27 protein-coding genes are annotated in these 26,047 nt (G+C 65.3%); 6 read left to right on the top strand and 21 right to left on the bottom strand.

Annotation, left to right across the window (positions count from 1 at the left end):
• Positions 1-13: 13 nt before the first annotated feature.
• A complete protein-coding gene (pip, locus tag H8B03_RS18345; protein ID WP_193143342.1) occupies positions 14-1,003 on the bottom strand; it encodes a prolyl aminopeptidase in 990 nt (329 codons plus the stop codon).
• Positions 1,004-1,068: 65 nt separating this feature from the next.
• On the opposite strand from pip, the gene ubiG reads away from it, so the two are divergent.
• Entirely contained in the window at positions 1,069-1,815 is a 747-nt protein-coding gene (ubiG, locus tag H8B03_RS18340) for a bifunctional 2-polyprenyl-6-hydroxyphenol methylase/3-demethylubiquinol 3-O-methyltransferase UbiG (RefSeq protein WP_193143341.1), read from the top strand.
• A 161-nt stretch (positions 1,816-1,976) separates the two neighbouring features.
• Here ubiG and H8B03_RS18335 read toward each other — a convergent pair whose 3' ends face one another.
• Genes H8B03_RS18335 through H8B03_RS18325 form a run of 3 tightly spaced genes read right to left on the bottom strand, consistent with a single transcriptional unit; the run spans position 1,977 to position 3,866 of the window.
• Positions 1,977-2,810, bottom strand: a complete 834-nt coding sequence (locus H8B03_RS18335; protein ID WP_193143340.1) for a carbon-nitrogen hydrolase family protein — start codon at positions 2,808-2,810, stop codon at positions 1,977-1,979.
• A 4-nt stretch (positions 2,811-2,814) separates the two neighbouring features.
• Positions 2,815-3,072, bottom strand: coding sequence for a glutaredoxin 3 (gene grxC / locus H8B03_RS18330; RefSeq protein ID WP_193143339.1), 258 nt, complete (start codon positions 3,070-3,072; stop codon positions 2,815-2,817).
• Positions 3,073-3,101: 29 nt separating this feature from the next.
• Entirely contained in the window at positions 3,102-3,866 is a 765-nt protein-coding gene (locus H8B03_RS18325) for a ComF family protein (RefSeq protein WP_193143338.1), read from the bottom strand.
• Here H8B03_RS18325 and H8B03_RS18320 point away from each other — a divergent pair.
• Both H8B03_RS18320 and hemH read left to right on the top strand, forming a co-directional pair.
• Positions 3,860-4,705: a methyltransferase domain-containing protein gene (locus tag H8B03_RS18320; protein ID WP_193143337.1), complete on the top strand. Its 846-nt coding sequence runs from the start codon at positions 3,860-3,862 to the stop codon at positions 4,703-4,705. The genes H8B03_RS18325 and H8B03_RS18320 overlap by 7 nt on opposite strands.
• Before the next feature lie 96 nt (positions 4,706-4,801).
• Complete coding sequence (hemH, locus tag H8B03_RS18315; protein WP_193143336.1) at positions 4,802-5,857, top strand: ferrochelatase; 1,056 nt, start codon at positions 4,802-4,804, stop codon at positions 5,855-5,857.
• A gap of 81 nt (positions 5,858-5,938) precedes the next feature.
• On the opposite strand, the gene H8B03_RS18310 is transcribed toward hemH, so the two are convergent.
• Both H8B03_RS18310 and H8B03_RS18305 read right to left on the bottom strand, forming a co-directional pair.
• Positions 5,939-6,121: a hypothetical protein gene (locus H8B03_RS18310; RefSeq protein ID WP_193143335.1), complete on the bottom strand. Its 183-nt coding sequence runs from the start codon at positions 6,119-6,121 to the stop codon at positions 5,939-5,941.
• Positions 6,122-6,266: 145 nt separating this feature from the next.
• A complete protein-coding gene (locus H8B03_RS18305) occupies positions 6,267-6,860 on the bottom strand; it encodes a L,D-transpeptidase (RefSeq protein ID WP_193143334.1) in 594 nt (197 codons plus the stop codon).
• A 144-nt stretch (positions 6,861-7,004) separates the two neighbouring features.
• On the opposite strand from H8B03_RS18305, the gene H8B03_RS18300 reads away from it, so the two are divergent.
• A complete protein-coding gene (locus H8B03_RS18300; protein WP_193143333.1) occupies positions 7,005-7,520 on the top strand; it encodes a CAP domain-containing protein in 516 nt (171 codons plus the stop codon).
• A gap of 75 nt (positions 7,521-7,595) precedes the next feature.
• On the opposite strand, the gene H8B03_RS18295 is transcribed toward H8B03_RS18300, so the two are convergent.
• From H8B03_RS18295 to H8B03_RS18260, 8 genes are all read right to left on the bottom strand, one after another.
• On the bottom strand, positions 7,596-8,090 hold the full coding sequence (locus H8B03_RS18295; protein ID WP_193143332.1) for a murein L,D-transpeptidase family protein: 495 nt from the start codon (positions 8,088-8,090) through the stop codon (positions 7,596-7,598).
• A gap of 72 nt (positions 8,091-8,162) precedes the next feature.
• A complete protein-coding gene (locus H8B03_RS18290; protein ID WP_394355488.1) occupies positions 8,163-8,951 on the bottom strand; it encodes an ion transporter in 789 nt (262 codons plus the stop codon).
• Positions 8,952-9,035: 84 nt separating this feature from the next.
• Positions 9,036-10,253 (bottom strand): class I SAM-dependent RNA methyltransferase, encoded by a 1,218-nt coding sequence (locus H8B03_RS18285; RefSeq protein ID WP_193143331.1) that lies wholly within the window; start codon positions 10,251-10,253, stop codon positions 9,036-9,038.
• 93 nt (positions 10,254-10,346) lie between these two features.
• The gene (locus H8B03_RS18280) at positions 10,347-12,188 is read right to left on the bottom strand and encodes an ABC transporter ATP-binding protein (RefSeq protein ID WP_193143365.1); all 1,842 of its coding nucleotides are present in this window, start codon (positions 12,186-12,188) and stop codon (positions 10,347-10,349) included.
• Positions 12,189-12,217: 29 nt separating this feature from the next.
• A complete protein-coding gene (locus tag H8B03_RS18275) occupies positions 12,218-14,071 on the bottom strand; it encodes an ABC transporter ATP-binding protein (RefSeq protein ID WP_193143330.1) in 1,854 nt (617 codons plus the stop codon).
• A gap of 111 nt (positions 14,072-14,182) precedes the next feature.
• Positions 14,183-15,343: a CCA tRNA nucleotidyltransferase gene (locus tag H8B03_RS18270; protein WP_193143329.1), complete on the bottom strand. Its 1,161-nt coding sequence runs from the start codon at positions 15,341-15,343 to the stop codon at positions 14,183-14,185.
• Positions 15,340-15,948, bottom strand: coding sequence for a CoA pyrophosphatase (locus H8B03_RS18265; RefSeq protein WP_193143328.1), 609 nt, complete (start codon positions 15,946-15,948; stop codon positions 15,340-15,342). The genes H8B03_RS18270 and H8B03_RS18265 overlap by 4 nt, the downstream gene beginning before the upstream one ends.
• Positions 15,935-16,945 (bottom strand): Hsp33 family molecular chaperone HslO, encoded by a 1,011-nt coding sequence (locus tag H8B03_RS18260; RefSeq protein WP_193143327.1) that lies wholly within the window; start codon positions 16,943-16,945, stop codon positions 15,935-15,937. Before H8B03_RS18260 ends, H8B03_RS18265 begins: the two co-directional genes overlap by 14 nt.
• A 69-nt stretch (positions 16,946-17,014) precedes the next feature.
• On the opposite strand from H8B03_RS18260, the gene H8B03_RS18255 reads away from it, so the two are divergent.
• Entirely contained in the window at positions 17,015-17,461 is a 447-nt protein-coding gene (locus H8B03_RS18255) for an NUDIX domain-containing protein (protein WP_193143326.1), read from the top strand.
• On the opposite strand, the gene H8B03_RS18250 is transcribed toward H8B03_RS18255, so the two are convergent.
• A complete protein-coding gene (locus H8B03_RS18250; RefSeq protein WP_193143325.1) occupies positions 17,458-18,738 on the bottom strand; it encodes a PP2C family protein-serine/threonine phosphatase in 1,281 nt (426 codons plus the stop codon). The genes H8B03_RS18255 and H8B03_RS18250 overlap by 4 nt on opposite strands.
• Before the next feature lie 139 nt (positions 18,739-18,877).
• On the opposite strand from H8B03_RS18250, the gene H8B03_RS18245 reads away from it, so the two are divergent.
• Positions 18,878-19,198, top strand: coding sequence for an Hpt domain-containing protein (locus H8B03_RS18245; protein ID WP_193143324.1), 321 nt, complete (start codon positions 18,878-18,880; stop codon positions 19,196-19,198).
• Positions 19,199-19,201: 3 nt separating this feature from the next.
• Here H8B03_RS18245 and ilvA read toward each other — a convergent pair whose 3' ends face one another.
• The 6 genes from ilvA to H8B03_RS18215 all read right to left on the bottom strand — a co-directional run bounded on the left by ilvA (position 19,202) and on the right by H8B03_RS18215 (position 25,935).
• The gene (ilvA, locus tag H8B03_RS18240; protein ID WP_193143323.1) at positions 19,202-20,449 is read right to left on the bottom strand and encodes a threonine ammonia-lyase IlvA; all 1,248 of its coding nucleotides are present in this window, start codon (positions 20,447-20,449) and stop codon (positions 19,202-19,204) included.
• Between the two features lie 68 nt (positions 20,450-20,517).
• Positions 20,518-21,885, bottom strand: a complete 1,368-nt coding sequence (locus tag H8B03_RS18235) for an arylsulfotransferase family protein (protein ID WP_193143322.1) — start codon at positions 21,883-21,885, stop codon at positions 20,518-20,520.
• A gap of 205 nt (positions 21,886-22,090) precedes the next feature.
• Positions 22,091-23,017 carry an amidohydrolase gene (locus tag H8B03_RS18230; protein ID WP_193143321.1) on the bottom strand — a complete coding sequence of 309 codons (927 nt, stop codon included), beginning with the start codon at positions 23,015-23,017 and terminating at the stop codon, positions 22,091-22,093.
• 59 nt (positions 23,018-23,076) lie between these two features.
• On the bottom strand, positions 23,077-23,805 hold the full coding sequence (locus H8B03_RS18225; RefSeq protein WP_193143320.1) for an SDR family NAD(P)-dependent oxidoreductase: 729 nt from the start codon (positions 23,803-23,805) through the stop codon (positions 23,077-23,079).
• Positions 23,806-23,813: 8 nt separating this feature from the next.
• Complete coding sequence (locus H8B03_RS18220; RefSeq protein WP_193143319.1) at positions 23,814-24,869, bottom strand: Gfo/Idh/MocA family protein; 1,056 nt, start codon at positions 24,867-24,869, stop codon at positions 23,814-23,816.
• 46 nt (positions 24,870-24,915) lie between these two features.
• Positions 24,916-25,935: a LacI family DNA-binding transcriptional regulator gene (locus H8B03_RS18215; protein WP_193143318.1), complete on the bottom strand. Its 1,020-nt coding sequence runs from the start codon at positions 25,933-25,935 to the stop codon at positions 24,916-24,918.
• Between the last annotated feature and the right edge of the window lie 112 nt (positions 25,936-26,047).

The following is a 26,047-nucleotide window of genomic DNA, read 5'->3' as shown; positions in this document are numbered from 1 at the left end:
GGTGCGTTCCTCCCTAAAGCCCAAGGGCGCGGCGGTGGCGCGGCAGCCGGTTCATGATCTGCACCAAGGCAGCACTGATCCCCGGCTCCGACAGCGCGTGACCCGCCTGCCCGATCATCTTCAATTCCGCCCGCGGCCAGACCTGCGACAGTTTCCACGCCGAGGCCGGCGGACAGATCATGTCATAGCGCCCCTGCACGATGGTGCCGGGCGTGTCCGCCAGAAGCGACATCCGGTCGAGGATATGGTTGGGGCCTTCCAGAAAGCCGCCATTCACGAAGTAGTGGTTTTCCAGCCGCGCAAAAGCACGGGCATATTCCGCCGGGCTTTCCCCGGTGATGCCGTTGCTCTGGATCGAGGCCAGCGCGTTTTCCCACGCCGCCCAGGCACGGGCAAACCGGGTCTCGACGATGCGGTCCCCGGAAAACAGCCGCCGGTGGTAGGCCGCGATCAGGTCGTCACGCTCGTCCTCTGGCACCAGTTGCACGAACCGCTGCCACAGGTCGGGCCAGAACAACCCGGCACCACCGCCATAGAACCAGTCCAGTTCCGGCTTGGTCATAAGGAACACGCCGCGCAGCACCAGATAGGCGGTGTGGCGGGCGTGCGACTGGGCATAGAGCAGCGACAGCGTCGCCCCCCAGCTGCCGCCGAAGACCACCCAGCGCGGGATCTCCAGCGCCTTGCGGATCACCTCCATGTCGGCGACCAGATGCCAGGTGGTATTGGCCTCGACGCTGGCATGCGGGGTGGACCGCCCGCAGCCGCGCTGGTCGAACAGCACGATGCGATACACTTCAGGGTCGAAATAGCGGCGCATGGCCGGGCTGCAACCGCCACCGGGGCCGCCGTGCACCACGACAACCGGCATCCCCTCGGGGTTGCCGCATTGCTCCACATAGAGGCTGTGGCCATCGCCCACGTCCATCATCCGCTGGTCGAACGGGTCCACCGGCGGATAAAGAAATTGTGTCGCCTTCTTCTGACCTGCGAATTGCTCCATGACCGGACTATATAACGCGCCAGAGGCCCCGACCATATGGGCTGCGCAAGAAAAGGACCGACCCCGTGACCGACTCCACCAGCACCGTCGACCCCGCCGAGATCGCCAAATTCGAAGCCATGGCCGCCGAGTGGTGGGATCCGGACGGCAAGTTCAAACCGCTGCACATGCTCAACCCCTGCCGGCTGGACTACATCACCCGCCAGATCGCCGTGGAATTCGACCGCGACCTGTCCGGCGCCACCCCCTTCGCGGGGCTGCGAATCCTCGACATCGGCTGTGGCGGCGGGCTGCTGTCCGAACCCATGGCGCGGCTGGGCGCCACCGTGGTGGGTGCGGATGCGGCGGAACGCAACATCCCGGTGGCCCGCCTACACGCGCAGCAATCGGGGCTCGAGATCGACTATCGCCACTGCACGGCCGAATCGCTGGCTGCGGCGGGCGAGCAATTCGACGTGGTCTTGAACATGGAAGTGGTCGAACATGTGGCCAGCCCGCCCGACTACATGGCCGCCTGCGCCGCGCTGTTGAAACCCGGCGGTCTGATGGTCGCCTCGACCCTGAACCGCAATCCCAAAAGCTTCGTGATGGGCATCATCGGTGCCGAATACGTCATGCGCTGGCTGCCGAAAGGCACCCATGACTGGAAGAAGTTCCTCACCCCGGACGAATTGTTCGACCTGATCCGCGGCGCGGGCCTCGACCCGATCGACCGCAAGGGCTTCGTCTTCAATCCGCTGGGATGGAGCTGGTCAATCTCGGACAAGGACCTGTCGGTCAACTACGTCACCGCCAGCCGCAAACCGGGCTGACGATCAAGGGCAGCGCTCCACAGTTTCGCGCCTGAAACGCTCCCCGTTTGGCGGCAAAAGGCGCTACTAGCGCCTTTTCGCCTCGGCCGCACCATTTCCGAGACGGCGCTCATTCTTTTTGGCGAAAATACTCCCGCCGGAGGCTTGAAATCCCGGTCCCGTCAGGGACCGGTAAACGCCCGATCATGGCGCAACGCCGGCACCTTCGCCCGCGCTGTGTCCACCTCTGCCAGGTCCAGATCGGCAAAGGTCAGCCCCGGAACATCGCCGCCATCGCCAAGGACACGCCCCCAGGGATCGATGGCCAGCGCATGGCCCCAGGTTTCGCGCTGCGTACCGGCAACATGGGCGTGCCGCCCCACCTGTGCGGGGGCCAGCACGAAGCTGCCGGTCTCGATGGCCCGCGCCCGCAGCAGGCTTTCCCAATGCGCCCGCCCGGTGGGCACCGCAAAAGCCGCGGGCACGGTCAGCACCTGTGCCCCGCCTTGCGCAAGCGCCCGGAACAGCGGCGCGAATCGCAGGTCATAGCAGATCGCCATGCCGATGGTGCCAAAGGGCGTCTGCGCCAGCACCGCGCGATCCCCCGGCGCAAACCCATCGGATTCGCGGTAGGTCTCGGTTTCGGACAATTGCACATCGAACATGTGGATCTTGTCATAGCGCGCGGCAATCGCCCCGTCCGGCGCGATCAGGAAGCTGCGGTTGGCAAAGCGTCCGTCCGCATCCCCGGGGCGTTTCAGTGCCAGCGAGCCGATCAGCAGCCAGACACCCGCCTCCACCGCCGCCTCGCGCAGCCCGGCCAGCACCGGATCCTCGGCCTCGGGGCGCAGCACATCGGTCATGTGGCGGCGGCTGGCGGACATGCAGTTGGTCACCTCGGGGGTCAGCACGAAGCCCGCCCCCTCGGCCGCCGCCTGCCGCACGAAGCCGCGCGCCGTGGACAGGTTGTCCAGCGGCTGGTCGGAACTGGTCATCTGGACAAGGGCTGCGCGCATCGTCTCAGCCCTTCAACAGGCGATCAAGCTTGCCGGACCGGTCCAGCGCATAGAGATCATCGCAGCCGCCCACATGGGTCTTGCCCACGAAGATCTGCGGCACCGTGTGGCGGCCATTGGCGCGCTGCATCATCTTCTGGCGCAGCCCCGGCGTGCGGGCCACGTCGTACTCGGTAAAGCTCACGCCCTTGGAGGACAGCAACCGCTTGGCGGCGTGGCAGAAGCCGCAGGTGGGGCTGGTATAGATCTCGATCGTCTGCATGGTCGGTCATCCTTTGTGGTGCCCCTGATTTAGGCATCCCGGACCGCGCGCGCCAGTGCGATCACGCGGACGTTGGCCGCGCCTTCCGCCAGACAGACCCGCGCACAGGCATCCAGCGTTGCGCCCGAGGTCATCACGTCGTCCACCAGCAGCACCTCGGCCCCGTCAATCCGCGCCCCATGCCGGTCCGACAGGGCAAAGGCCCCGGCCATGGCGGCATATCTGTCGCCGACGCTCTTGCGGTCCTGCGGCTGGGTGGCGCGCGGACGGCACAGCAGGTCGGGCAGCACCGGGCGGTCAAGCCGGGCCGCCAGGGCCGTGGCCAGCACCGCCGCCTGGTTATAGCGCCGCCGGAACAGCCGCCAGCGATGCGCCGGCACCGGCACGATCAGAGTATCCGCGCGCAACAGCGCCTGGGCCTGCACCGCCATCCAGCCCGCCAGCGCCGGCGCCAGATCCAGCCGATCGCCATGTTTCAGCGCCAGCACCAGCCGCCGCGCGCCGTGGTCGTAGATCATCACGCTGCGGCCCTGCACCCAGGGCCGGTCCAGCCCCCGGCAATCGTCGCAGGCGATGGAAAAACCAGGATCTTCCCCCGGCAACGGAACCCCGCACAGATCGCAGCGCAGCCCGTGACAGAACGGCGTGTCGCGCCAACAGGGGCCGCACAAGCCGCCTTCGGTCTGGACAAGCGCCCCGCAAAGCAGGCATTGCGGCGGGAAGACTGTCGCCAACCCGGCCCGAACCACGGCGCGCAGCCGCGCCCCGCCTTGCAAGGATCCCGAGGATGCCATCCGATCAACGCCCTCCGCTTACCGACCGTACCGCCCTGCGCAAGCATCGGGCCCGCGCGCGGGCCCGCAGGGCCCCGGCGCTGTTCCTGCACGAAGACGTGCTGGACGAGGTTCAGGAGAGGCTCGCCGAGGTTAACAGGACGTTTACCCGGCCCGCGATCGTCACCGGCTTTCCCGAGTTCTGGCAACGCGCCTTTCCCGATGCGCGGGTGGTCGAGGATACCGACACGCTGGATCTGGAACCCGGTGCCCATGACCTGGTGATCCATGCGCTGGCCCTGCACTGGGCCAATGATCCGGTGGGCCAATTGATCCAGTCCCGCCGCGCGCTGTGTCCCGACGGGCTGTTCCTGGGCATGGCCTACGGCGGCCAAAGCCTGCAGGAGTTGCGCCAGTGCCTTGGCAGCGCCGAAGCGGAACTGCGCGGCGGCATGTCCCCCCGCGTGGCCCCCATGGGCGAGATCCGCGATCTGGGCGCGCTGCTGCAACGGGCGGGATTCGCGCTGCCGGTGGCCGACAGCTGGCGGCGTGACGTGCTGTACCCCTCGCCGCTGGGCCTGATGTGGGATCTGCGCGCCATGGGCGAAACCAACGCGCTGACAGGCCGCGCGCGCAGCTTCACCCCCCGTGCGGTGATCATGCGGGCGATCGAACTTTATGCCCTGACCTTCGCCCGCCCCGACGGGCGCATCGCGGCCACCGCCGAGATCATCGCCCTGACCGGCTGGGCCCCCGCCGAAGACCAGCCCAAGCCCCTGCGCCCCGGCAGCGCCGCTGCACGCCTGGCCGACGCCCTGAACACCGATGAGGTCAAGCTGCCCGGCGACGGGTCGGATTGACGACCCCGGCGGTGCCTCTACCTCCCCTATGCACCGCTTGAACACAGACCGACGCCACCTATGCTGGGCGCAACAGCCACCGGGAAGCCAAGACACATGAAAGACCAGACCACCGACGGTTCCAATCCGCACCTGCCGGGCGATCACCCGCCGGTCCGCGCCCGTAAGCTGGGCATCCTGCTGGCCAATCTGGGCACGCCCGATGGCACCGACTATTGGTCGATGCGCCGCTACTTGAATGAATTCCTCTCGGATCGCCGGGTCATCGACTACAGCCCGTGGTTCTGGCAACCCTTGCTGCAACTGGTGATCCTGTCGAAGCGGCCCCGCACATCCGGCGAGGCCTACGAATCGATCTGGAACCACGAGGCCGGTGAAAGCCCGTTGATGACCATCACCAAGGCCCAGACCGCCAAGATCACCGACGCCTTGAAAGCGCGGTATGGTGACGCCGTCGAAGTCGATTTCTGCATGCGCTACGGCAATCCGTCCACGCCTTCAAAAGTTCGTGAGATGGTGGCCAAGGGCTGCGACAAGATCCTGTTCTTCCCGCTGTACCCGCAATACGCGGGCGCCACGACGGCCACGGCCAACGACCAGTTCTTCCGCGCCCTGATGAAAGAGAAGTGGCAGCCGGCGACCCGCACGGTACCGCCCTATTTCGACGATCCGGTCTATATCGACGCGCTGGCGCAGTCGGTCGAACGCGCCTACGGGCAGATGGAGCAGCGCCCGGATGTGCTGGTGTGCTCGTACCACGGGCTGCCGCACCGCTACCTGATGGAAGGCGATCCCTATCACTGCCAGTGCCAGAAGACGACGCGCCTGCTGAAGGAGCGGCTGGGCTGGGAGGATGACGCCATCACCACCACATTCCAGTCGCGCTTCGGTCCCGAGGAATGGCTCAAGCCCTATACGGTGGAAGAGGTCGCAAGACTGGCAAAGACCGGCAAGAAGCGCATGGCGGTGATTGCCCCGGCCTTCTCGGCCGATTGCATCGAAACCCTTGAGGAAATCAACGAAGAGATCCGCGAGAGCTTTGAAGAGGCGGGAGGCGAGTCGTTTACCTACATTCCCTGCCTGAACGATGACGATGCCCATATCGACGCGCTGACCGGCGTCATTGCGCGCAACCTGGAAGGCTGGATCTGATCCGCGCGGACCGAAACCGTCCCCGGAAAATGTAAAGGGCGGCCCGTGAGGGCCGCCCTTTTGCATTCGTGTTCCTAAAGATTAGGAAGCAGCTGCGGCACCGATCAGGGCCAGCAGAACCACGGGGATAACCCATGCGCCGCCCGAACCCGACGTATCTTCTTCGATGATGACCGGCTCGACGACCGGCTCATCCAGGCCGCCAGCGTAAGCTGCGGTGGAAGCGGTGACTGCGAGTGCGGCAGCAAGTGCAAGTTTCTTCATGTTGACCTCCAGTAGTTGCCGCCCGCTGAAATGATTGAGGACTACGGACGACGGAAAACTGTACCTCGTGTGAATCCTATAGCCGTGGATTTCCGACCAACGCAACAGAAGTTACGCACAATCAACGAGGTGATGCAATTCCGCCTCAGATAAGCAGAACCTGTGTACCGACGTTCGCCATCCCGAAAAGCTCGGCGATATCTTCGTTGTAAAGCCCGATGCAGCCGTTCGACGACTGACGCCCGATCTTGCGCGTGTCATGGGTGCCATGGATGCGATAATACTTCCACGACAGGTACAGCGCATGGGTGCCAAGGGGGTTGTCCGGCCCCGGCGGCACATAGTCCGGCCATTCCGGATTGCGCTTTTTCATCGACGGTGTGGGCGCCCAGCCGGGGCCTTCGACCTTCTGGGTCACGCTGGTGCGGCCCCGCCGCGTCAGTTCCTCCGACAGGGGCACCGACGTGGGGTACACCCGGAAAATGGTCTCGTCATCAGACCAGTAGTGCAGGGTGCGCGATTTGGTATCCACCAGGATCGCCCCGTTTCTCAGGCTGTCGAAGTAGGGCTGCCATGTCTGGGCCCGGAATCCGGACACGTTGCGTCTGACTGGCGCGTCCTCCTCATCAAGTGGCAGGCTACCGTCCTGCGCGCGCAGAATCGCTGGTGTGGCGACAAAGCCTGCTGTCATCATCAACAGCTGGCGCCGTTTCACGTCTTTATGGCTCGATTGTGACATCTGGTTCCAACTCTCAAGGGATCTCTTGCGTCTTCTATAGTGTTGGGGCGAAACATCCTCAAATCAACTCGCCGTAAATTCGTCAGACTGTTTGTGTTGCTTCTGGATGCGCGGTAGGGATTCGGGACCTGACGGAGGATCAAGATGAAGCGCCGTGCCTTTCTGGTAATGCTGGCCCTGGCCGCCTGTGACGCAGGCCCCAGCGTAAACAAGTCCGGGGTCTATGTGTTGCGTTCCGGCGACAAGGCGGAAGTTCAGTACCGAATGCTTGATTCGGTCAATGCGCTGCGCGCCGGCAGGGGGGCCCCGCCCCTGCGTCTGAACGCCCAGCTGACCTCGGCCGCCGAGACCCATGCCAACGACATGTCGCGGCAGGGCCGGGCCTGGTCCTATGGATCGGATCGTTCGAACCCCTACAACCGCGTGGCGCGCTCGGGCTACAACGGTGCGCTGGTGGCCGAGATCTATTCCCAGTCCTACGAGACCGAGCTGGAAACCCTCGCCGCCTGGGTCGATGATGGCGCCTGGGGCGACGAGATCCTTGATCCGGCGGCCACCGACATGGGCTTTGGCTGGAAACAGGACAGTTCCGGGTTGATCTGGTGGTGCATCACGCTGGGCAGCGCCGGCGGTGCCATAGCCCCAAGCGCCGGGTTCTGAACCAAAAATCGCGCCCCAAGGGGCGCGATATCCGGATTTTCCGTTGTCATGCCGTCACATCTGCCACGCCCCGCATCAGGGCGCGATATAGATCGGCGTGCCGTCCTTCACCATCGCGTAGATCTCTTCGATCTCGTTGTCGTCTACGGCAATGCACCCGGCGGTCCAGTCGCCGCCATTTGGGCCCTTGCTGTTGGCTCCGTGGATGAAGATATCCCCGCCAGGATCCAGCCCCACCGATTTGGCCGCCTCGATATCGCGGCGGTTCGGATACGAGATGCCCAGCGACAGGTGATAGGTGCTGTTGGGGTTGCGGCGGTTGATCAGGTAGAACCCTTCCGGCGTCCGCCCGTCTCCACGCATCTGCTTGTGGCCTTCAGGCGCGAATCCCAGCTTGATGTCGTAATCCGCCAGAACGTCCTTGCCGTTCAGCAAGTACAGCTTGCGATTCTCCTTCGAGATGAACAGCTGCGTCACCTCGGGCCCGTCATAGGATTTGAACTTCGAGGAACTGCAGGCCGATGTGCTGAGCACACCGAAAAGCAGAAGTACGGTCAATAATATGCGCATGTGTATAGCCTGCTCGACTGTTGTTTTCTTACGCACCACCAACATAGGGCGACGCGGGCCGCGAAGGAAGACTCAACCGTCACGATGGTGCATCTCGCCCAGATCGGCTTCGATTCGTTTCAGCCGTTCCAGCACTTCGTCGCGGTAGTTTTCGGTTTGTTCGATTTCCTCCGCCGAATGGGCGTCCTGCATCGAGTTCACGATCAGACCGACCAGCAGGTTCACCACGGCGAAGGTGGTGATCATGATGAAGGGCACGAAGAACAGCCAGGCGTGGGGGTAGACCTCCATCACCGGGCGCACGATGCCCATCGACCAGCTTTCCAGGGTCATGATCTGGAACAGGGAATAGGCCGACAGGCCCAGCGTGCCGAACCAGTCGGGAAAGGCCTGGGCGAACAGCTTGGTGGCCATGACGCTGGAGATGTAGAAGATCATCCCCATCAGCAGGAAGACCGAGCCCATCCCGGGCAGCGCGTTGACGAAACCCTCGACCACCCGGCGCAGCGCCGGCGCCACCGAGATGACCCGCAACAGGCGCAGGATCCGCAAGGCCCGCAGCACGGACAGCCCCTGCGCAGCGGGGATCAGGGCCACGCCGACGATGAGAAAGTCGAACAGACTCCAGCCATCGCGGAAGAATCGCAGCCCACGGGCATAGATCTTGGCGCCGATCTCGATCACGAAGATGGTCAGGCAGAGCCGGTCCAGCGTGACCACCAACCCGCCCGCATGGGCCATGATCGTGTCCGAAGTTTCGACCCCCAGCACGACGGCGTTGAACAGAATCACGCCAATGATGAAATTACGCACGGCCGGGCGATCCAGCCATTGGCCCACGGTGTCCCGGGTCAAACCCACGTCAAAGCTCCAGTTCCAATCCAGTACAAGGGCAGCACGGCCTATATGGGCGCTGACAGCAGGCCGCCAAGTCCCGACTTCAAATCAATCTCGAACGAATCGCGCCACCAGTTCCACATGCGGCGACCAGCGGAACTGGTCGACCACCTGCACCCAGTCCAGACGAAAGCCCCCCGCGATCAAGATCTCGGCATCGCGGGCAAAGCTGACCGGGTTGCAGGACACCGCCGCCACCACCGGCACGGTCGAGGCCGCCAGTTCCGTCACCTGCGCTTGTGCGCCCGCGCGCGGCGGATCGATGACCACGGCGTCGAATCGCTTCAGATCGCCGGCCATCAGCGGACGACGAAACAGGTCGCGCACCTCGCCCGACACCGCGTGCAGGTCTTGCCCGGCGCGCCAGCCGGCATCCAGCGCGGCAATCATCGCGCCATCGCCCTCCACCGCATGCACTTGCGCCCGCCGCGACAACGGCAAGGCAAAGGTGCCGCAACCCGCAAACAGATCGGCAATCTGGCGCGCCGCGCCCACGGCTTGCGTCACCCCGTTGCGCAGGGCGGTCTCTCCGGCCACCGTGGCCTGCAAGAACGCCCCCGGCGGCAGCGTCACCGCGACCCCGTCAAAGGCGACCTGCGGCGCGGTCAGGGTCACCACCGGTTCGCCGTTCCAGCTCAGCCGCGCCAGACGGCCCGCATGGGCCAGCCGCACCAGATCGGCGTTCAGCGCCGGATCCATGGGTTTGCCCCCGGTCGCGGCCACATCCAGCCCGCCCCGGGTCTCGGTGACGGTATAGGCGATCTCGCCCTTGCGCGATCCACCTGCCCGCGTCATCTCGATCAGGGTCTCCCGCGCCGCCAGGATCGCGGGCGTCACCAGAAGACACTCGGGCACCTCGATCACCGTGTCCGACCGGCGCGCGTGAAATCCGACCAAAGCGCCCTTCTTGGTCCGCCGTCCCGACAGAACCGCCCGCCGCCGCGACCGCGCGGGCGAGGTTACGATCGGCCGAAACTCAGCCGCGACCTTGCGCGCAGTCAGCGCCGCACGCACAACGCCCTCTTTCCAACCGGCGACGAACCCATCCGCGCCATGCTGCAATCCGCAGCCGCCACAGGCCGGAAAATGCCGGCACGGTGCCGCCACGCGCTCCGCCGACGGCGTCACGATGGCCGGTGCCTCCATGCGCCCGCCCGTCACCTCGCCCCGAACCACCTCGCCCGGCAAGCTCAGGGGGACAAGGGTGCCCTCATCGGCAATCCCGTCGCCCAGATGCCCCAAACGGTTGATCGTCAACTCTGCCATGACGCGTCCCTACCGCAGCCCGGAGGCAACGGAAACGGATTTCTTCTTGGCGAAAATACTCCCGCCGGAGGCAAGAAATCCCTGCCCGTCCTCTCACTCTGCCGCGTCGGGTGGGCAAATGAACCCGCCCGACTGCCGCTGCCAGTAGCGCGCATACAGGCCGTTCTGGGCCAACAGCGCCTCATGAGGCCCGGTTTCCACGATCTGCCCGGCTTCCAGCACCACGATCCGGTCCATCTGCGCCAGCGTTGACAGGCGATGCGCGATGGCCAGCACGGTCTTGCCCTCCATCACCTGATCCAGCGCGTGCTGGATCGCCGCCTCGACCTCGCTGTCCAGCGCCGAGGTCGCCTCGTCCAGCACCAGGATCGGGGCGTCCTTCAGGATGGCACGGGCCAGGGCGATGCGCTGACGTTGCCCGCCCGACAGTTTCACGCCGCGCTCGCCCAGATGGGCGTCATAGCCGCGCCGGCCCGTGTGATCCTCCAGCCCGAGGATGAACTCATGCGCCTCGGCCCGGCGCGCCGCCGCGATCATCTCGGCCTCGCTGGCCTCGGGGCGGCCATAAAGGATGTTCTCGCGGGCCGAGCGGTTGAACAGCGCGGTTTCCTGCGTGACCATGGCGATCTGGTGGCGCAGGCTGGCTTGCGTAACCGCGCGCACGTCCTGCCCGCCGACCAGAACCCGGCCCTCCTCCACGTCGTGCAGGCGCAGCAGCAGGCCCACCAGCGTCGATTTTCCCGCGCCAGAGGCACCGACGATCCCGACCTTTTCGCCCCGACGCAGCGCCAGATCGATGCCAGACACCCCGCCGCGCGCCCGGCCATAGGCAAAGCTGACCCCGTCAAAGCGCAGGTCGGCCGCCGTGGCAGGCAGATCGGGGGCCCCCGGCGCATCGGTCAGCGTGTGCGGCGGCGACAGGGTGCGCATCCCGTCCTCGATCTCGCCCAGGTTGGCGTAGATCCCCATCAAGGTGAAACTCACCCAGCCGGTCATCTGCGAAATGCGGATCGCGATGGTGCCCGCCGCCGCGATATCGCCGGGTGTGGCACTGCCACGGGACCAGAAATACAGCACCCCGCCCACCAACAGCACCGGCACCACCCCGGCAATGGCCATCAGCGACGAGCGGAACAGCGTCGAGGCATAGCCGAAGGTCAGCGCCTTGGTCCGGTAGCCCGCAATCGCCGCCATCGCCTTGCCGTCTTCCAGCGGATCATTGGCGAACAGCTTCACCGTCCGCATGTTGGAAATCGTGTCGACCACAAGCCCCGAGGCCGCCGCCCGCGCCCCGGCCCGGCCCGCCGCCCGGCTGCGGATCTTCGGCAGCCACCACGAGATGAACTTCAGGTAACCCGCGATCCACAGGGTCAGCAGGGCGGCGATGCGCCAGTCGATCGCGATCAGGACCACCGCCGCCGCCAGCAGCGAGGCCAGCGCGAATACCACCGTGTTCAGGCATTCCACGGTCACATCGGCCACCGCACGGCTGCACTGCATCTCTTTCTGCGAGATCCGGCCGGCAAAATCGTTGTCGAAGAAGGTAACGGCCTGCCCCAATGTCCACTTGTGCAGACGGCTCAGCGCCAGGGTGCTGACGTTGGGCGCAATCACCACCGTCTGCATCGCCGAGGAAATGCCAAGGATCAGCGGCCGCACCAGCAGGATCACCAGGGCCACGCCGACCAGCAGCGGCCAATGGGTGGCAAACAGCCCTTCGGCGCCATGATCCAGCGCGGTGTCGATGACCACGCCCAGAAGCACCGCGTTGAGGACCTCAAGCCCGCCCGCCAGCCCGGCGATGGTTGCGGCCACCGCCAGATGCGGGGTGGTGCCGCGCAGGCACCAGCGCAGGAACGGCCACAACTGGCGCGGCGGCGGTCCCTCTGATGGCGCGAAAGGATCGATCAGGGCGCCCAGCCGATGCAGCCCCATGCGCCGGGACAGGATGTCGATGGTCAGGCTCACGGCGCACTCGCTCCGTCCGGGTCGGTGCCCAGAAACCCGCCCGATTGCCGCGCCCAGAAGCCTGCGTACAACCCGCCGCGCGCCAGCAGTTCCTCGTGGCTGCCCTCCTCGGCGATGGTGCCGGCGTCCAGCACCAGAATCCGATCCATCCGGGCGATGGTGGACAGGCGATGCGCGATGGCGATCACCGTCTTGCCCTCCATCATGCCGTACAGCGTGTCTTGGATGGCGGCCTCGACCTCGCTGTCCAGCGCGCTGGTGGCCTCGTCCAGAACAAGGATCGGCGCGTCCTTCAGAATCACCCGCGCCAGCGCAATCCGCTGGCGCTGCCCGCCCGACAGTTTCACACCGCGCTCGCCCACATGGGCGTCATAGCCGCGCCGGCCTTCCGGGTCCTGCAACCCAAGGATGAAGTCATGCGCCTCGGCGCGCCTTGCGGCGGCGATCATCTCGGCCTCGCTGGCGTCGGGACGACCATACAGGATGTTGTCGCGGACCGAGCGGTGCAGCAGGCTGCTGTCCTGTTGCACCATGCCGATCCGGGCGCGCAGGCTGTCCTGTGTGACGCAGGCAATGTCCTGCCCGTCGATCTCGATGCGCCCGCCTTCAGGCTCGTAGAACCGCAGCAACAACTTCACCAGCGTCGATTTCCCGGCCCCGGACCGGCCCACCAGACCGATCTTCTCGCCCGGTTTCAGGGTGAAGCTGACCTTGTCCAGCCCGCCGCTGCCGCGTCCGTAATGGTGGCGCAGATCGCGCACGGCGATCTCGCCCGCGCGCAATTGAAGGGGCTGCGCGTCAGGGGCATCCAGCAGGGTGATCGGCTGGGCGATGGTCTCCAGCCCCTCGGCGACGATGCCCAACGACCGAAAGAACGTGCTGACCGCCCACATGATCCAGCCGGTCATGGCATTCAGGCGCAGGGTCAGTGCCGTCGCTGCCGCCACCACGCCAACACTGGCCGAACCCTGCATCCACAGCGCGAAGGCCCAGCCCACCACACCGATGATCAGCAGCCCGTTCAGCGCCGTCAGCGCCACATCCATGATCGTGAACACCCGCATTTCACGAATGAAGGTCTGCCGGGTCTCCTCGATGGCTTCCTTGGCATATTCCAACTCGCGATCGTGATGGGCGAACAGCTTGACCGAATGGATATTGGCATAGCTGTCCACCACCCGCCCGGTGGTCATCGACCGCGCGTCCGAGGCCGCCTGCGACGCCGGACCGACATGGATCACCGTCCAGCGCACCAGCACCACGTAGAAGCCGAACCAGATCAGCAGCGGCACCGCCAGCCGCAGATCAGCCTCGGCCAGCAGCACCGCGGCCCCGATCAGATAGGCCAACGAGAAGGTCAGCGCGTCGAAGACCTGGAACACCGCCTCGCCCGCCGCCGGGGGGGCCTGCATGATGCGGTTGGCGATGCGGCCGGCGAAATCGTTCTCGAACCAGCCCACCGACTGGCGCAGTACCTGCCGATGTGCGCGCCAGCGAAACAGCGTGCCATAGCTGGGCAGGATGCCGTTGTTCAACAGCATCACGTCCACACCCTGCACCAGCGGGCGCAGGAACACGATGAACAGGGCGATGGCGATCAATTCGACGCGATGCGCTTGCCAGACCTCGCCCGGCGCCCCGCCCGACAACAGATCGACGATGCGGCCCATGTAGTAGATCAGCCCGACCTCGACCGCTGCCACGACGATGGACAGCACAGCCGCCACGACGAACACCCGCCGGAACGGGCGGGAATAGGCGCGCAGAAACGGCCAGAGCCGACGCGGCGGGGCGTCGACCTCTTCATACTCCACATAGGGATCGACCAGATTTTCGAAAAAGCGGAACACGGGGGGCAGGCCTGCCAATGAGAAGGACAATGCCTCAGACCTAGCCCGAAACCGGGTCTTGGGAAACCGGGGGGGCGCGTGGAATCCGGCCGGGGCCGGGCGGAAGGCCGCTCAGCCCGCTTCGGGCAATTGCAGCAGGGCGGATTTGTCCAGCGTGAACCCCGATGCGATCCAGCGTGCTTCCAGCGCGGTCAGCGCCGTGCCCAGGGCCTTGCCCTGAAGCCGGGGCATCAGGTCGGCGGCCTTGATCGGAAAGCGCGCTGCCCCCCCCCGCGCCAGATCGGCCTCCAGCGTCGCAGGCAAGGGCTGTTCCAGGCTGGCGGCCAGCAGCAAGGCGATGTCGCGCGCCGCATCGGGACCATGACGATAAGCGGCCTCAGCCACCGGGCACGGATCGGCCAGCCCCTGCTGCAACAGGTCCAACCGGCGGGCCTGCGTGCGGCTGAGTCGCAACCGGGTCGAGACATCTTCGCCCCCCAGCACCGCAAGACGGCGCAGCGGATCGGCGGGCAGATCGCCTTCCAGGTGGATCAGCACCGGCAGCGCGTGGGCCGTCGCGCCGGGCAGCACGCGGGACAGAAGGCCCGCCTGTTCCATCGCCGCCACGGCGGGGCCGGGATCGGGGGCGGCAAGGAGTTTCAGAATTTCCTGCCCCACCCGCTCTGCCGCCAGCCGGTCCAACCCCTCGGCCCCGGCGGCACAGGCGGCCAGGGCCTCGGCGTCCATGCCGCCTGCGGGGTCGGCATACCACGCATGGAAGCGGAAGAATCGCAGGATGCGCAGGTAATCCTCGGCAATCCGCTGATCGGCGTCGCCGATGAACCGCAGGCGGCCGGCGCGCAGATCCTCCAACCCGCCCACGGGATCGAGGATCTGACCGTCGGGCGTGGCGTATAGGGCATTCATGGTGAAATCGCGCCGCGCCGCGTCGTCTTCCAGTTTGTCCGAAAACCGCACCACCGCGTGACGGCCATCGGTCTCGATGTCATGGCGAAAGGTGGTGACCTCGAAGCCCTGCCCCCCGGCGACCAGCGTGATGGTGCCGTGATCCTTGCCGGTCGGCACCGACTTCAACCCGGCGGCGGCAGCAGCAGCCTCGGTCTGTTCGGGTCGTGCATCGGTGGCCAGATCCAGATCGCTGACCGGGCGGCCCAACAGCGTGTTGCGGACGCATCCGCCGACGAAATAGATCCTGTGCCCGGCCTCGGTCAGGGCCGCACAAACCGCGCGCGCCGCCGGGTCCGCCAGCCAGTCGGCGTCAATCCGGGTCACGGGACCTGCGCCAGCCGGTCCGCCAGCCCCCGCAGAATGCGCGCCGTGGCGCCCCAGACATAGTACGGCCCGAAGGGCACGGTGTAGTAATGGCGCCTTGCGCCGCGCCAGCGTCGGCCCTCGACCCGGTAGCGGGCCGGATCAGCCAGATGGCGCAGCGGCACGGTGAAGACCTCGTCGACCTCGCCGGGTTCGGGCCGCAACGCGAAAGGCCGGGTGATTTGCGCCAGCACCGGCGTCACCCGGAAACTTGTGACGGTCTCGTGGCAAGGCAGCCGGCCCAGGATGGACACATGAGAGGCGGGCAGGCCGATCTCCTCGCGTGCTTCGCGCAGGGCCGCGGCTTCGATCCCGCTGTCGGTGGCATCGACCTTGCCGCCGGGAAAGGCAATCTGGCCGGGATGATGCGCCAGATGCGAGGCGCGCTTGGTCAGATAGATCTGCGGCCCGTCGGCGGTGTCCAGAACGGCGACCAGCACCGCCGCATCGCGCAGCTTGCGGCCCGGGGGCAAAACCGCATCCGGGTTCAGATCGAAATCCGACGAGGCCCCGGTCTGCAGGGTCAGCGCCGCCCGAAGGCGGCGCCCGGTGTCACTGGCCGGCATCGCTGTCGGCATCCGGCGCGGCGGTGGCTTCGAACCCCAGGGTCGCGGGGTCGAATTCATAATGCGCGCCGCAGAACTGGCAATCGGCGGTCACCGTGCCTTCCGGCGTGGTCATATGGCCGATGTCCTTGGCCGAATAGATCGACAGGCTTTGGCGCACCCGATCAGAACTGCAGGTACAGCCGAAGGCCACCGACTGGGCATCAAAGACGCGTGGCTGTTCCTCGTGGAAGAGCCGCACCAGGAGTTCGGTGGGCTGCACCGAAGGGCCGATCAGCTCCAACTCGTCCACTGTGTCCAGCAGCAGGTTGGCGCGCGACCAGTTCTCTTCGGCGTCGCCGTCCAGCAGATCCTCGGCCTGCATCAGCCCGGCATCTCCCGAACCGCCTTCGCCCGACGCCGGGGCCGCGCCCTTGGGCATCATCTGCAGCATGACGCCGCCTGCGCGCCAATGCGGCGTGCCACCGGCTTCGGTCGATTCGCCGAATGTCAGGGCAAAACGGGTCGGCAACTGCTCGGACTGGGCGAAATAGGTCTCGGCGCAGCCCTTCAGCGAGGTGCCCGCAAGCGGCGTGATCCCCTGATAGGGTTTGGTGCCCTTGCCCTGATCGATCAGGATCGCGAAATAGCCCTTGCCCACCTGCGCGAAGGCGGTGTCATCGGTCAGCTTGTCGGCGTCATAGCTGGCATAGGCCCGGATCCGCGCCGGAGCGCCATCCTCGGTCGGGGCATAATAGTCGGTGGCGATCAGCCGTGCCGCGCCGCTGCTGCGCACTTGCAGCGACAGCTTCCAGCGCAGCTTGATGGTCTGGCCAATCAGCGCGGTCAGCAGGGCCATCTCGGCCACAAGGGCTTCGATCTGGGGCGGGTAATCGTGCTGGGACAGGATGCCATCCAGCACCCCGTCCAGACGCGCGACGCGGCCCCGCACATCGGTGCGGTCAAGTTGAAATGGCAGGACGGTGTCGTCCCAGGCAATCTTCGATCCAAGGGTCATGGGGTTTCCTTCGCCCGATTAGGGGGGCATACCGCGTCCATATAGGCACGACAACCGAAGGTCCAAGGGATGCGCAGATACGGAGACCCGGTGGATGGCTCGCGTCGCCACGTGGCGCGGCCCGGCGTTTACGCCATTCTGGCGCGCGGCGACCAGGTTTTATTGACCCATCAGATGGCGCCGGTGCCCGAGTTTCAGCTTCCCGGTGGCGGCATCGACCCCGGTGAACAGCCCCTGTGCGCCCTGTATCGAGAAGTGTTCGAAGAGACCGGCTGGCACATCGGACGGGCCACCCGGTTCGACGCGCACCGGCGGTTCACCTTCATGCCCGAATACGACATCTGGGCGGAAAAGATCTGCCTGATCTACGTGGCGCGCCCGGCCCGCGCAGTGGCGCCACCGCCCGAGGCCGGTCACACCGCCGTCTGGCTGCCCGTGGATACCGCTGCAAAACTGGTCGGCAGTCCCGGCGACCGCGCCGCCTTGCGCCGCTATGCCCGAAAGATCGGGCTTTAACGACCCGGCTCGGCCCCGCGAAACTCGAACATCGCGACGGAGACGTCGTCGGGAAACTCCGACACGCCCGAGAAATCCTCCAGATCGGTCACCAGACCGTCCAGCAATGCCGGTCCCGCCAGAGACTTGCGTGCGGCCAGCATGGTCTGAAAGCCTGCGTCTTCCAACTGCCCGCCGCTGCGACCGGGACATTCAGTGATCCCGTCCGAGGCCAGCAGCAGCCGGTCGCCGGGGCACAGCTTGACCCGCACGGGGGCATAGTCCGCCGCGTCGATCAGGCCGACGGGCAACCCGCCCTGCCCGTGCAGTTCCACCGATCCATCGGCGCGCTGTACCACCGGGTGCGGATGGCCGGCCTGGCAGAAATCCACCACCCCGCTGTCGAGATCGACGATGGCATAGGCGATGGTGAAATAGAGATCCGTCGAGATCACCGTGGACATCAATTCGTTGAACCGCCGCACGACTTCATCCGGCGGAAGCACGCGGTAGAAATCCCCGGCGGTGTGCGACAGGGCGATATTCTGGCGCGGGCTGGCGGTGTTCAGGTGCCCGGCCAGCCGCGCGGTCATCAGAGCAGAGCTGATGCCATGCCCCGAGACATCTATGGAATAGAGCCCCACCTGGCTGGCACTGGCGCGGAAAAAACCCACCAGGTCGCCGCCCACATGGCCGCTGGACCGCAACAGAAGCGACACCTGCCCGGTGCCGAAATCGCGAAACCGCTCGCGCACCAGCGCTTCCTGCAGTTTCTGGGCTTCAAGCAGGTCTTCCTCGATCTTGCCGTAAAGGCCCTGAAGTTCGGACAATGTCTGGCCGATCAGGCGGTTCTTCTCGGACAATTCGTGCTGCATGGCGATCACCCGCATCCCGGCCTTCAGCCGCGCGCGCAACTCGTCGCCGTTCACCGGCTTGGTCAGGAAATCGTCGGCCCCGCGATCCAGCCCGTGGGCAATATCCGCCCGTTCGCTTTTTGACGTCAGCAGGATGAAATAGGCATAGCTGAGATCGGGATCGGATTTGACCCGATGACACAGTTCCGGGCCGCACATGCCCGGCATCACCCAGTCGCTGAGGATCAGCCGGATCTCCTGGCTGCGGCAGACTTCAAGCGCGCGTTCGGCACAATCGGCCTCAAGCACGTCAAAGCCGAACCGCCGCAATTGCGCCGCCATCAGCATCCGCTGCGCCGGGCTGTCGTCCACGATCAGGATCCGGGGCCGCGCCCCGGCGGTCGTGTCGGCGCCCACGAAAGGCAAGGTGTCATGTCTGGTCATCGGAACCCCCGAATGATCCTCCAGTGACAGCGCAGTGTTAACAAAAAGTGAAACCGACAATTCTACGGGTTTTATCAGTGGGTTCTTAAGGCGGCTCCGCTAGGCTCCGGGCCGGGTAATAGGTGTGGGAGTTTGGCGCATGGATTGGGCGCGACTGGATGAATTGCGGGACGAAGTCGGCGCAGAGGCGCTGGACGAGATCGTCGAGATGTTCATGGCCGAGATCGAGGAGTTGGCCACCAAGCTGCGCGCGGGGCCGGATCCGGCCACTCTGGGCGCGGATCTGCATTTCCTCCGCGGAGCGGCCCTGAACCTTGGGTTCACGCCGCTGGCCGAGGCTTGCCAGGCCGGCGAACTGCTGGCCCGACAGGGACAGGCCGATCAGGTCGATCTGGCGGGCATCCTGGCGCGATATGACCAGTGCCTGCAGGCTTTGGCCGAGCATCGGTCGGCGGCCTGAAGCTCAGATAAGGAATTCGGCCAGTGTCGTGTTGCGGGTGATGTCCTGATAGACGAAGCCATGCGCATCAAGCCGGGCAAACAGATCGTCGAAATTGCCCGCATCGGGGGTTTCGATCCCGATCAGGACCGACCCGAAGTTGCGCGCCGACTTCTTCAGGTATTCGAACCGGGCAATATCGTCATCCGGCCCCAGAAGGTTCAGGAAATCCTTCAGCGCGCCGGGCCGCTGCGGCAGGCGCAGGATGAAGTACTTCTTGATGCCCGAGAATTTCAGGGCCCGTTCCTTCACCTCCGGCAGACGTTCGAAATCGAAATTGCCCCCCGAGGTGACGCAGACCACGGTCTTTCCGGATATGTCCTGCGTGATGTCGGCCAGGCTGTCCACGGCCAGCGCGCCCGCCGGTTCCAGCACGATGCCCTCGACGTTCAGCATCTCGACCAGCGTGGTGCAGATGCGATCCTCGGGCGCCGTCAGCACCTTTTCCGGCGGCGTTGCTTTCAATACCTCGAAGGTCAGCGCGCCGATCTGGGCCACGGCCGCGCCATCGACGAAATTGTCCACCTTGGCCAGCTTCACCGGCGCCCCGGCAGCCAGCGCCGCACTCAGGCTGGCACCGCCCTGCGGCTCCACCAGACGCAGATCCACCGCCGGTGCCACTTCGGACAGATACCGTCGCGCCCCCGAGGCAAGACCACCCCCGCCCACCGGCAGCACCATCAGATCGGGTGATTTTCCCAACTGGTCCAGGATCTCGACCGAGACCGAGGCCTGTCCTTCGATCACATCGGCATCATCGAAGGGGGCCAGAAAATGGCCGCCGATCTCGCGGCAGTACGCCTGCGCCGAGGCTAGCGTGTCGTCGAAATAATCCCCTGTAAGCCGCACCTTGATGGCGTCGCCGCCGAAAGCGCGGGTCTTCTGGATCTTCTGTTGCGGTGTGGTCACCGGCATGAAGATCGTGCCGCGCACCCCGAAATGCTTGCAGGTAAAGGCCACGCCCTGCGCATGGTTGCCGGCGCTGGCGCAAACGAACTGATCCTGCTCGGGTGTCTCGGCGCGGACCTTGCGCATGGCGTTGAAGGCCCCGCGGATCTTGTAGGAGCGTACCGGCGACAGGTCTTCGCGCTTCAACCAGATGTCCGCGCCGTATCTTTCCGACAGAAAGTCGTTGCGCAACAGGGGCGTGGGCGGAAACAGGGCCCGCATGCGGGCGGTGGCGGCAAGGGCGGCATCGGCAAATGAGGTCATGGTCGCATCTGCCGCCAAGCACGTCGGATTGGCAAGGGAATTGTCCGCCCCCGGCGCACGCCACACGCCTAGCTTTGGCAGGTCAGGGTGTTGAGCTTTGCAACCAGCGCATCACCGGCCGCGGGTTCCAGAAAGCGGCTCCACCCCAGACGGGCCTGATAGCCCTCTTCATCCCGGTTGATATATTCCCACAGCAGGCTCTGGTCCGCATCCAGCGCGAACAGCCGCCCGGCATTCTGTTCCTCGATCATGATTTCGCCCGAGGCACGAATTTGCTGCAATCCCTCGGTCGCGCTGCGCAACGCCATCTCGGCCAGCACGTCCCCCCACGGCGAGGTGACCGTCTGGGTGTCGAAGTCATAGACCAGCACCTCGGAATGATCGGGAATCCACGGGATCGGATAGGCTTCGTAAGAGTTGTTGTTGAACACCGCAATCCGGTGATCGTCCAGCACATCGACATCGTGCTGGTGGCTCCAGGGACCGGACTTGGACCAGACGATGCGATCCTCGGACGGACGGTACAGCGCGATCATCGACGGATTCCGCAGGCTCAGGAACAGGTCGCCCTTCTTCCAGTAGGGGCCATCGGCCGTCACCGGCTGGATGTCGTTGAGGTGAATGGGATTGGCCAGATACTCATCCCGGCCGAAAACGAAATTGTGCATCCCCTGCTTGAGCAGAATATCGGCCACCGAACGCACCATCAGAACCTCCCCCTCGGCGCTGACGTGGGTGATGGCGTCGTCGAGAAATTCCTCCTTGTTCACACGGGCGATCGAAGGCGGATTCAGCACCGTGGCCACCCAGAGCGAGCCATCGGTGTCGACCTCGGTCGAATGGTGAAACAGGTAGTCGTCGTTGATCCAGACGATGCGGTTGCAGGCATCTACGCGGGACAGGGGCGTGCGCGACTTGATGACGATATCGCCGTTGGGCAGGATCGCCGGATGGCGCGGCAGAAAACGGCTCTGGTTCTTGTCGCGGGCCAGATCCATGGTGTCGCTCTTGAAATCCGTGGCCTGTCGGTTGATTTCGTCGATGGGCGGCAGCCAGACGTGCAATTCTGTCTGGGCGTTGAGGTCCCACAATTCGATGACGCCGCGCGCCCGATCCGGATCGTAGCGGCTGAGCAGCAGGTACCCGGCATCGACGCGAATGCCCGGCGGATAGGCAAAGGTGAACCCCGAGCGGCCCTCGAACCGCCGGTTCGAGATTTTCAGGTAGCGCTCGGCCGAGACAAGGCTGTTGAGGAATTTCGGGATGTTCGAGACCGCAAAGATCATGTCCCCCGCGACCCCGGCCTTGCGCCCGCCTTGCGCTGTGTGCACCGCGATATTGGAAAAAGCGATCGTGCCGATCAGGCCAAACACCACCAGAAGGCCGACGGCCCAAACCGGCACCCTGCGGGTTACGAAGCGCTCAAAACGGCTCATTCACTCCTCCGGAAGTCACGAAAGGAATCAGCGGAAATGGACTTTGCGGTGACATGTCAGAAAAAGGTTAACGCTAACGTCACCTTTTACAAAGCTCTGTTGAACGCCGGGACGCCACCGGCATGAATGCGCCGTTTTCCGTCTGGGCTGACGAATGTTCCGGATGGCGGACCTTCTGACCACCAGCCTCACCGCCGGGCAGAATTCAGGGGGCACGTGTCTGCCCTGTTACGAAGGGAGCCAACCGATAGAGCCTTCGCGCGGTCTGGCCGAAGATATCCTCCAGCTCCGCACGGGAACGCCCGCCAAGCACCCGTGCGAGGCTGGCAAATTGCCGGGGCACCGGGCAGTTGACCCCTTCCACCGGCATGTTCGAGCCATATAGCACCCGCTGAGACCCGAGACAGGCCAGAAGATGATCGACGAAAGGCTGCAGAACCTGCGGATCCCATGTCTTGTCGACGGTCCACAGCCCGGACAACTTGATGGAAACGTTGGGACAATTCGTCAGTCCGGCGATTCCGGCCTCCCAGGCATCAGTATTGCCAGGCTGCGACGGCTCAAGCGTCGCGAAGTGGTTGACGGCGATCCGCAAGCGCGGATGCGCGGCGGCGAAATCCGCCAACTCGCCAAGCTGTTCGGGCACCACAACCATCTCCAGGCACAGATCATGGTCGGCCATATGCGCCGCCGCCGCGCGAAATCCGGCGTCCGACAGCACCTTGGGGCGGTCGGCCACGCGCCAGCGCCCGGCGGCGTCCCAGGCCACGGGCGTGCGCAAGCCGCGCAGGGCCGCAAACGCCCGGTGCCGGTCGATGGATTGCCGCGCGTCGGGCGCGGCCAGATCAACCTGCCCAACGATGGCCGTGGGCCAACCGGTGCGGTCGGAAAGGTCTTGCAGCCAGCGGGTTTCCGCGACGGGATCCGCCCCGCAATTGGCCTGCACATGCACGCTGCCCTGCAGCGGAAGTCCGGCGAAATCGGCCAGATACTGTGGGGGCAGGTAGTCACCCGCGATGCCCGCCTTGTCCCCAAACCGCGCGGCCGGCGCCGAAGGATCCAGCCAGCGATAGGGAAACCGGCCAATCTGCCAGTAGTGGTGATGCCCGTCGATCAGCGCGATGCCCCGCAAGAGGTCTGAAGCCTCCTGCGAAACACCTGCCGTTTCAGCCGCCGTCACGAAACGGCCGCTCAATAGGTCGCGCGCCCGCCGGACAGATCAAACACCGCGCCGGTGGTAAAGCTGTTCTCCGGCGAACACAGCCAGACGATCATGGCCGCGGCCTCGTTCAGCTCCAAGAACCGGCCGCGCGGGATTTTCGACAGCATATAATCGATATGCTCCTGCTTCATCTGGTCGAAAATGCGCGTACGCGCCGCCGCCGGGGTGACGCAGTTCACCGCGATGTCCAGATCGGCAAGCTCCTTGCCCAGCGATTTGGTCAGTCCGATGACCCCGGCTTTCGACGCGGAATAGGCCGAGGCATTGGGATTTCCCTCTTTCCCGGCGACCGAGGCGATGTTGACGATGCGGCCATAGCCTTCGGCCACCATGGCGGGCACCACGGCGCGATTGGCGTGGAACGCACCGATAAGGTTGATCTCGCAGATCCTGCGGAACTCCTCGACCGGATAGTCAGCCAGCGGCGCGTTGGACCCGGCCACCCCCGCCGAATTCACAAGGATGGCAATCGGGCCGCCCTGCGCCTGCGTTGCGGCCATGGCCTGCTGCACGCTGTCCCAGTTCGAGATATCGACGGCACAGGCGAAGGCGCCCCCGCCAATCTCCTGCGCGGTTTTTTCGGCCAGGTCTGCGTCATTGTCCCAGATGGCAATGCGGGCGCCCGTGGCGGCAAGTTTCTCGGCGACGGCGCGGCCAATGCCCTGCGCGCCGCCGGTTACGATGGCAATCTGTTGCATGTCTGATGTTACTCCGTAGGGGCCGCCGGGGCGGTGGTGATGGTTTGCCGGGCGCCGCCCGAATGGGCCGATCCCAGAAGGGCGTGCAGAACCTCGACCGCGCGGGCACCGACATCGCCGGGGCTTTCGTTGCGGCCCTTGCCAAGGGCGATATCGGCCAGCCGGTTGGCGGGGCCTTCGCAGCTGTAGGTCCAGGCGCCGGGCGGCACCGTCGCGGTTTCGGAAACCCCGTCGGGCAGTTTCAGGGTCAGCCGCTGGGTTTCGATATCCAGCAGGACCGAGCCGGTGCTGCCGTAGATCCGCAGATCAACCTCGAACCCATGGCCCTGGGGCACCCCGCAACTGCCCGAAAACACCCCGGTCGCGCCGGTGGCAAAGCGCACGGTGGCGGCGTCGTGCAGATCGATGGTGGTCGGCGCATCATAGGTGATCGCCTGGATCTCGGCGGCGCGCAGGTCGGTCAGCCAGAACAGGATGCCCAGCGCGTGCGACAGTTGACCGTAAGCGTAACCACCGCCCTGATCTGGGGATTCCCACGTCGAGCGGTCCGGCTGGATCGCTACATGCTGCCATCGGCCCAGCGCGCCACCCGAGAAGATCGCCCGCGTGAACGAAGCCATGTGACAGACCACATGTTCGATCTCGCCGATCTTGCCGACCATCTCGCGCATCCGATCCAGACCGGGCTTGTAGTTCCAGCCATAGGCGACCAGCAACTCGCGGTCGGCGCGGCGCGCGGTTTCGACCAGATCCCAGGCTTCGGCGGGATCAAGGCACATGGGCTTTTCGACAAGGACGTGACAGCCCTTTTCCAGAAACGCCTTGGCCTGCGCGTAGTGGAAGTTGTGCGGCGAGGCGATCACGGCAATGTCGATGTCGCGTTCCAGAATCTCGCGCCAATCTTCGGTGGCAAAGGCAAACCCGAATTCGTCGCGGATCAGGTCTAACTCTTCCCGGCCCAGACGGCAGACACTGTCCAGAACCACCTCGGGCCGCGCAGCCAGAACCGGGATGTGCATGCGATAGGCGAAATGACCAGCGCCGATGATGGCAGCTTTTACCATGATCGGCCTCCGTTGGCCGCGAAACCACTGGCCCGGCGTGAAAGCTTCATGTGCTGCTCCTGATCTGTAACTGAAATCCGACGTCCTTGACGGTGCGATCCGCCGGGGCGCCCTGCAGCCGCTGCAATGTCTGCGCCGCGGCGGCCTCGCCGATCTCGCGACCGCGAATCTGCACTGTCGTCATGGGGACCGGCAGCAAGGCGGACAGGCTGAGATCCCCGAACCCGGCAATCGCCACATCCCGGGGCACCCGGACACCGTTCGACAGGCACCACAGCATGGCGCCCTGCGCGGGAAGTTCGGCAAGGAAGAACACCGCATCGGGCTTGCGGTCACGGGCCAATAGGCTGCGAATCAACGGGCCGCCGCTTTCGATGGTGGCGGGATTGTCGAATTCGACGATGGTCTCCGGCCCCACCTCGCGGCCCGCAGCCGTCATCGCATCGATGACCCCCTGCGTCCGGTCGGCGGCCTGGTCGTTGTTGACCGAACTGCCGCCCACCATCACGATGTCCCTGTAGCCCTTGTCGATAAGATAGCGGGTCATGTCCGCCGCCGCCGCGTGGTTGTCAAACCCCACGGCACTGTCGATCACGTTGTCGCGTGTGTTCCACGCCTCCACCACCGGCCCGTCGTACCGGTCCAGCAGCCGCCGCGCGGCATCGGTGTGGGAAAAACCGGTCAGGATGATCGCATCGGCCTGCCGCGCGATGAAGGTGCGAATCGCCTCTTCCTCTTTCTCGGGCTGCCAGTTGCTGACCGCCAGCAGAACCCGCTGGCCTTGCGGCTCCAGCGCCTTGGACACGCCCTCCGCGAAATCGGCAAACAGCGAGCTGGCGAGAATCGGCACAACGACCCCGATCATGTCGGAGCGTTGCGAGACCAGAGAGCGCGCGGCGAGGTTTGGAATATAGCCCAGCTCATCGATGGTTTTCTGAATCTTGGCGCGGGTGTCCGCGTGCACGGTCTGTGGCTGGCGCAGGGCGCGCGACACGGTGATCAGCGACAATCCGGACGCCTTTGAGACATCTTTCAACGTCACCTTCTTGCGAGTCTCTCCTGCCATCGGCCCCAGCCCTTTCACCGGTTCAAACACCCCCGGGGGTGCCCTGGCCGCCCTTCCACCGAGGGAACGAAAACGACCGTATTAGCAATTGACACACGAATATCATTGCCCT

The organism is Meridianimarinicoccus sp. MJW13, assembly GCF_014901205.1.
Lineage (GTDB): Bacteria > Pseudomonadota > Alphaproteobacteria > Rhodobacterales > Rhodobacteraceae > Meridianimarinicoccus.
Note: the sequence above shows the minus strand (reverse complement) of the source record. Positions and strands in the feature narration are given on the sequence as shown.

Excerpts from the sequence above, each read along its gene's own strand:
- H8B03_RS18320 (WP_193143337.1), top strand. The coding sequence starts at position 3,860 with ATGCCATCCGATCAACGCCCTCCGCTTACCGACCGTACCGCCCTGCGC.
- H8B03_RS18235 (WP_193143322.1), bottom strand. The coding sequence starts at position 21,885 with ATGAGCCGTTTTGAGCGCTTCGTAACCCGCAGGGTGCCGGTTTGGGCC.
- ilvA (WP_193143323.1), bottom strand. The coding sequence starts at position 20,449 with ATGACCTCATTTGCCGATGCCGCCCTTGCCGCCACCGCCCGCATGCGG.
- H8B03_RS18255 (WP_193143326.1), top strand. The coding sequence starts at position 17,015 with ATGCGCAGATACGGAGACCCGGTGGATGGCTCGCGTCGCCACGTGGCG.
- H8B03_RS18305 (WP_193143334.1), bottom strand. The coding sequence starts at position 6,860 with ATGTCACAATCGAGCCATAAAGACGTGAAACGGCGCCAGCTGTTGATG.
- H8B03_RS18245 (WP_193143324.1), top strand. The coding sequence starts at position 18,878 with ATGGATTGGGCGCGACTGGATGAATTGCGGGACGAAGTCGGCGCAGAG.
- H8B03_RS18295 (WP_193143332.1), bottom strand. The coding sequence starts at position 8,090 with ATGCGCATATTATTGACCGTACTTCTGCTTTTCGGTGTGCTCAGCACA.
- pip (WP_193143342.1), bottom strand. The coding sequence starts at position 1,003 with ATGGAGCAATTCGCAGGTCAGAAGAAGGCGACACAATTTCTTTATCCG.
- grxC (WP_193143339.1), bottom strand. The coding sequence starts at position 3,072 with ATGCAGACGATCGAGATCTATACCAGCCCCACCTGCGGCTTCTGCCAC.
- H8B03_RS18250 (WP_193143325.1), bottom strand. The coding sequence starts at position 18,738 with ATGACCAGACATGACACCTTGCCTTTCGTGGGCGCCGACACGACCGCC.
- H8B03_RS18265 (WP_193143328.1), bottom strand. The coding sequence starts at position 15,948 with ATGCCGGCCAGTGACACCGGGCGCCGCCTTCGGGCGGCGCTGACCCTG.
- H8B03_RS18280 (WP_193143365.1), bottom strand. The coding sequence starts at position 12,188 with ATGGGGCTGCATCGGCTGGGCGCCCTGATCGATCCTTTCGCGCCATCA.
- H8B03_RS18325 (WP_193143338.1), bottom strand. The coding sequence starts at position 3,866 with ATGGCATCCTCGGGATCCTTGCAAGGCGGGGCGCGGCTGCGCGCCGTG.
- H8B03_RS18260 (WP_193143327.1), bottom strand. The coding sequence starts at position 16,945 with ATGACCCTTGGATCGAAGATTGCCTGGGACGACACCGTCCTGCCATTT.
- H8B03_RS18215 (WP_193143318.1), bottom strand. The coding sequence starts at position 25,935 with ATGGCAGGAGAGACTCGCAAGAAGGTGACGTTGAAAGATGTCTCAAAG.
- H8B03_RS18225 (WP_193143320.1), bottom strand. The coding sequence starts at position 23,805 with ATGCAACAGATTGCCATCGTAACCGGCGGCGCGCAGGGCATTGGCCGC.
- H8B03_RS18310 (WP_193143335.1), bottom strand. The coding sequence starts at position 6,121 with ATGAAGAAACTTGCACTTGCTGCCGCACTCGCAGTCACCGCTTCCACC.
- H8B03_RS18285 (WP_193143331.1), bottom strand. The coding sequence starts at position 10,253 with ATGGCAGAGTTGACGATCAACCGTTTGGGGCATCTGGGCGACGGGATT.
- hemH (WP_193143336.1), top strand. The coding sequence starts at position 4,802 with ATGAAAGACCAGACCACCGACGGTTCCAATCCGCACCTGCCGGGCGAT.
- H8B03_RS18220 (WP_193143319.1), bottom strand. The coding sequence starts at position 24,869 with ATGGTAAAAGCTGCCATCATCGGCGCTGGTCATTTCGCCTATCGCATG.
- H8B03_RS18335 (WP_193143340.1), bottom strand. The coding sequence starts at position 2,810 with ATGCGCGCAGCCCTTGTCCAGATGACCAGTTCCGACCAGCCGCTGGAC.
- H8B03_RS18300 (WP_193143333.1), top strand. The coding sequence starts at position 7,005 with ATGAAGCGCCGTGCCTTTCTGGTAATGCTGGCCCTGGCCGCCTGTGAC.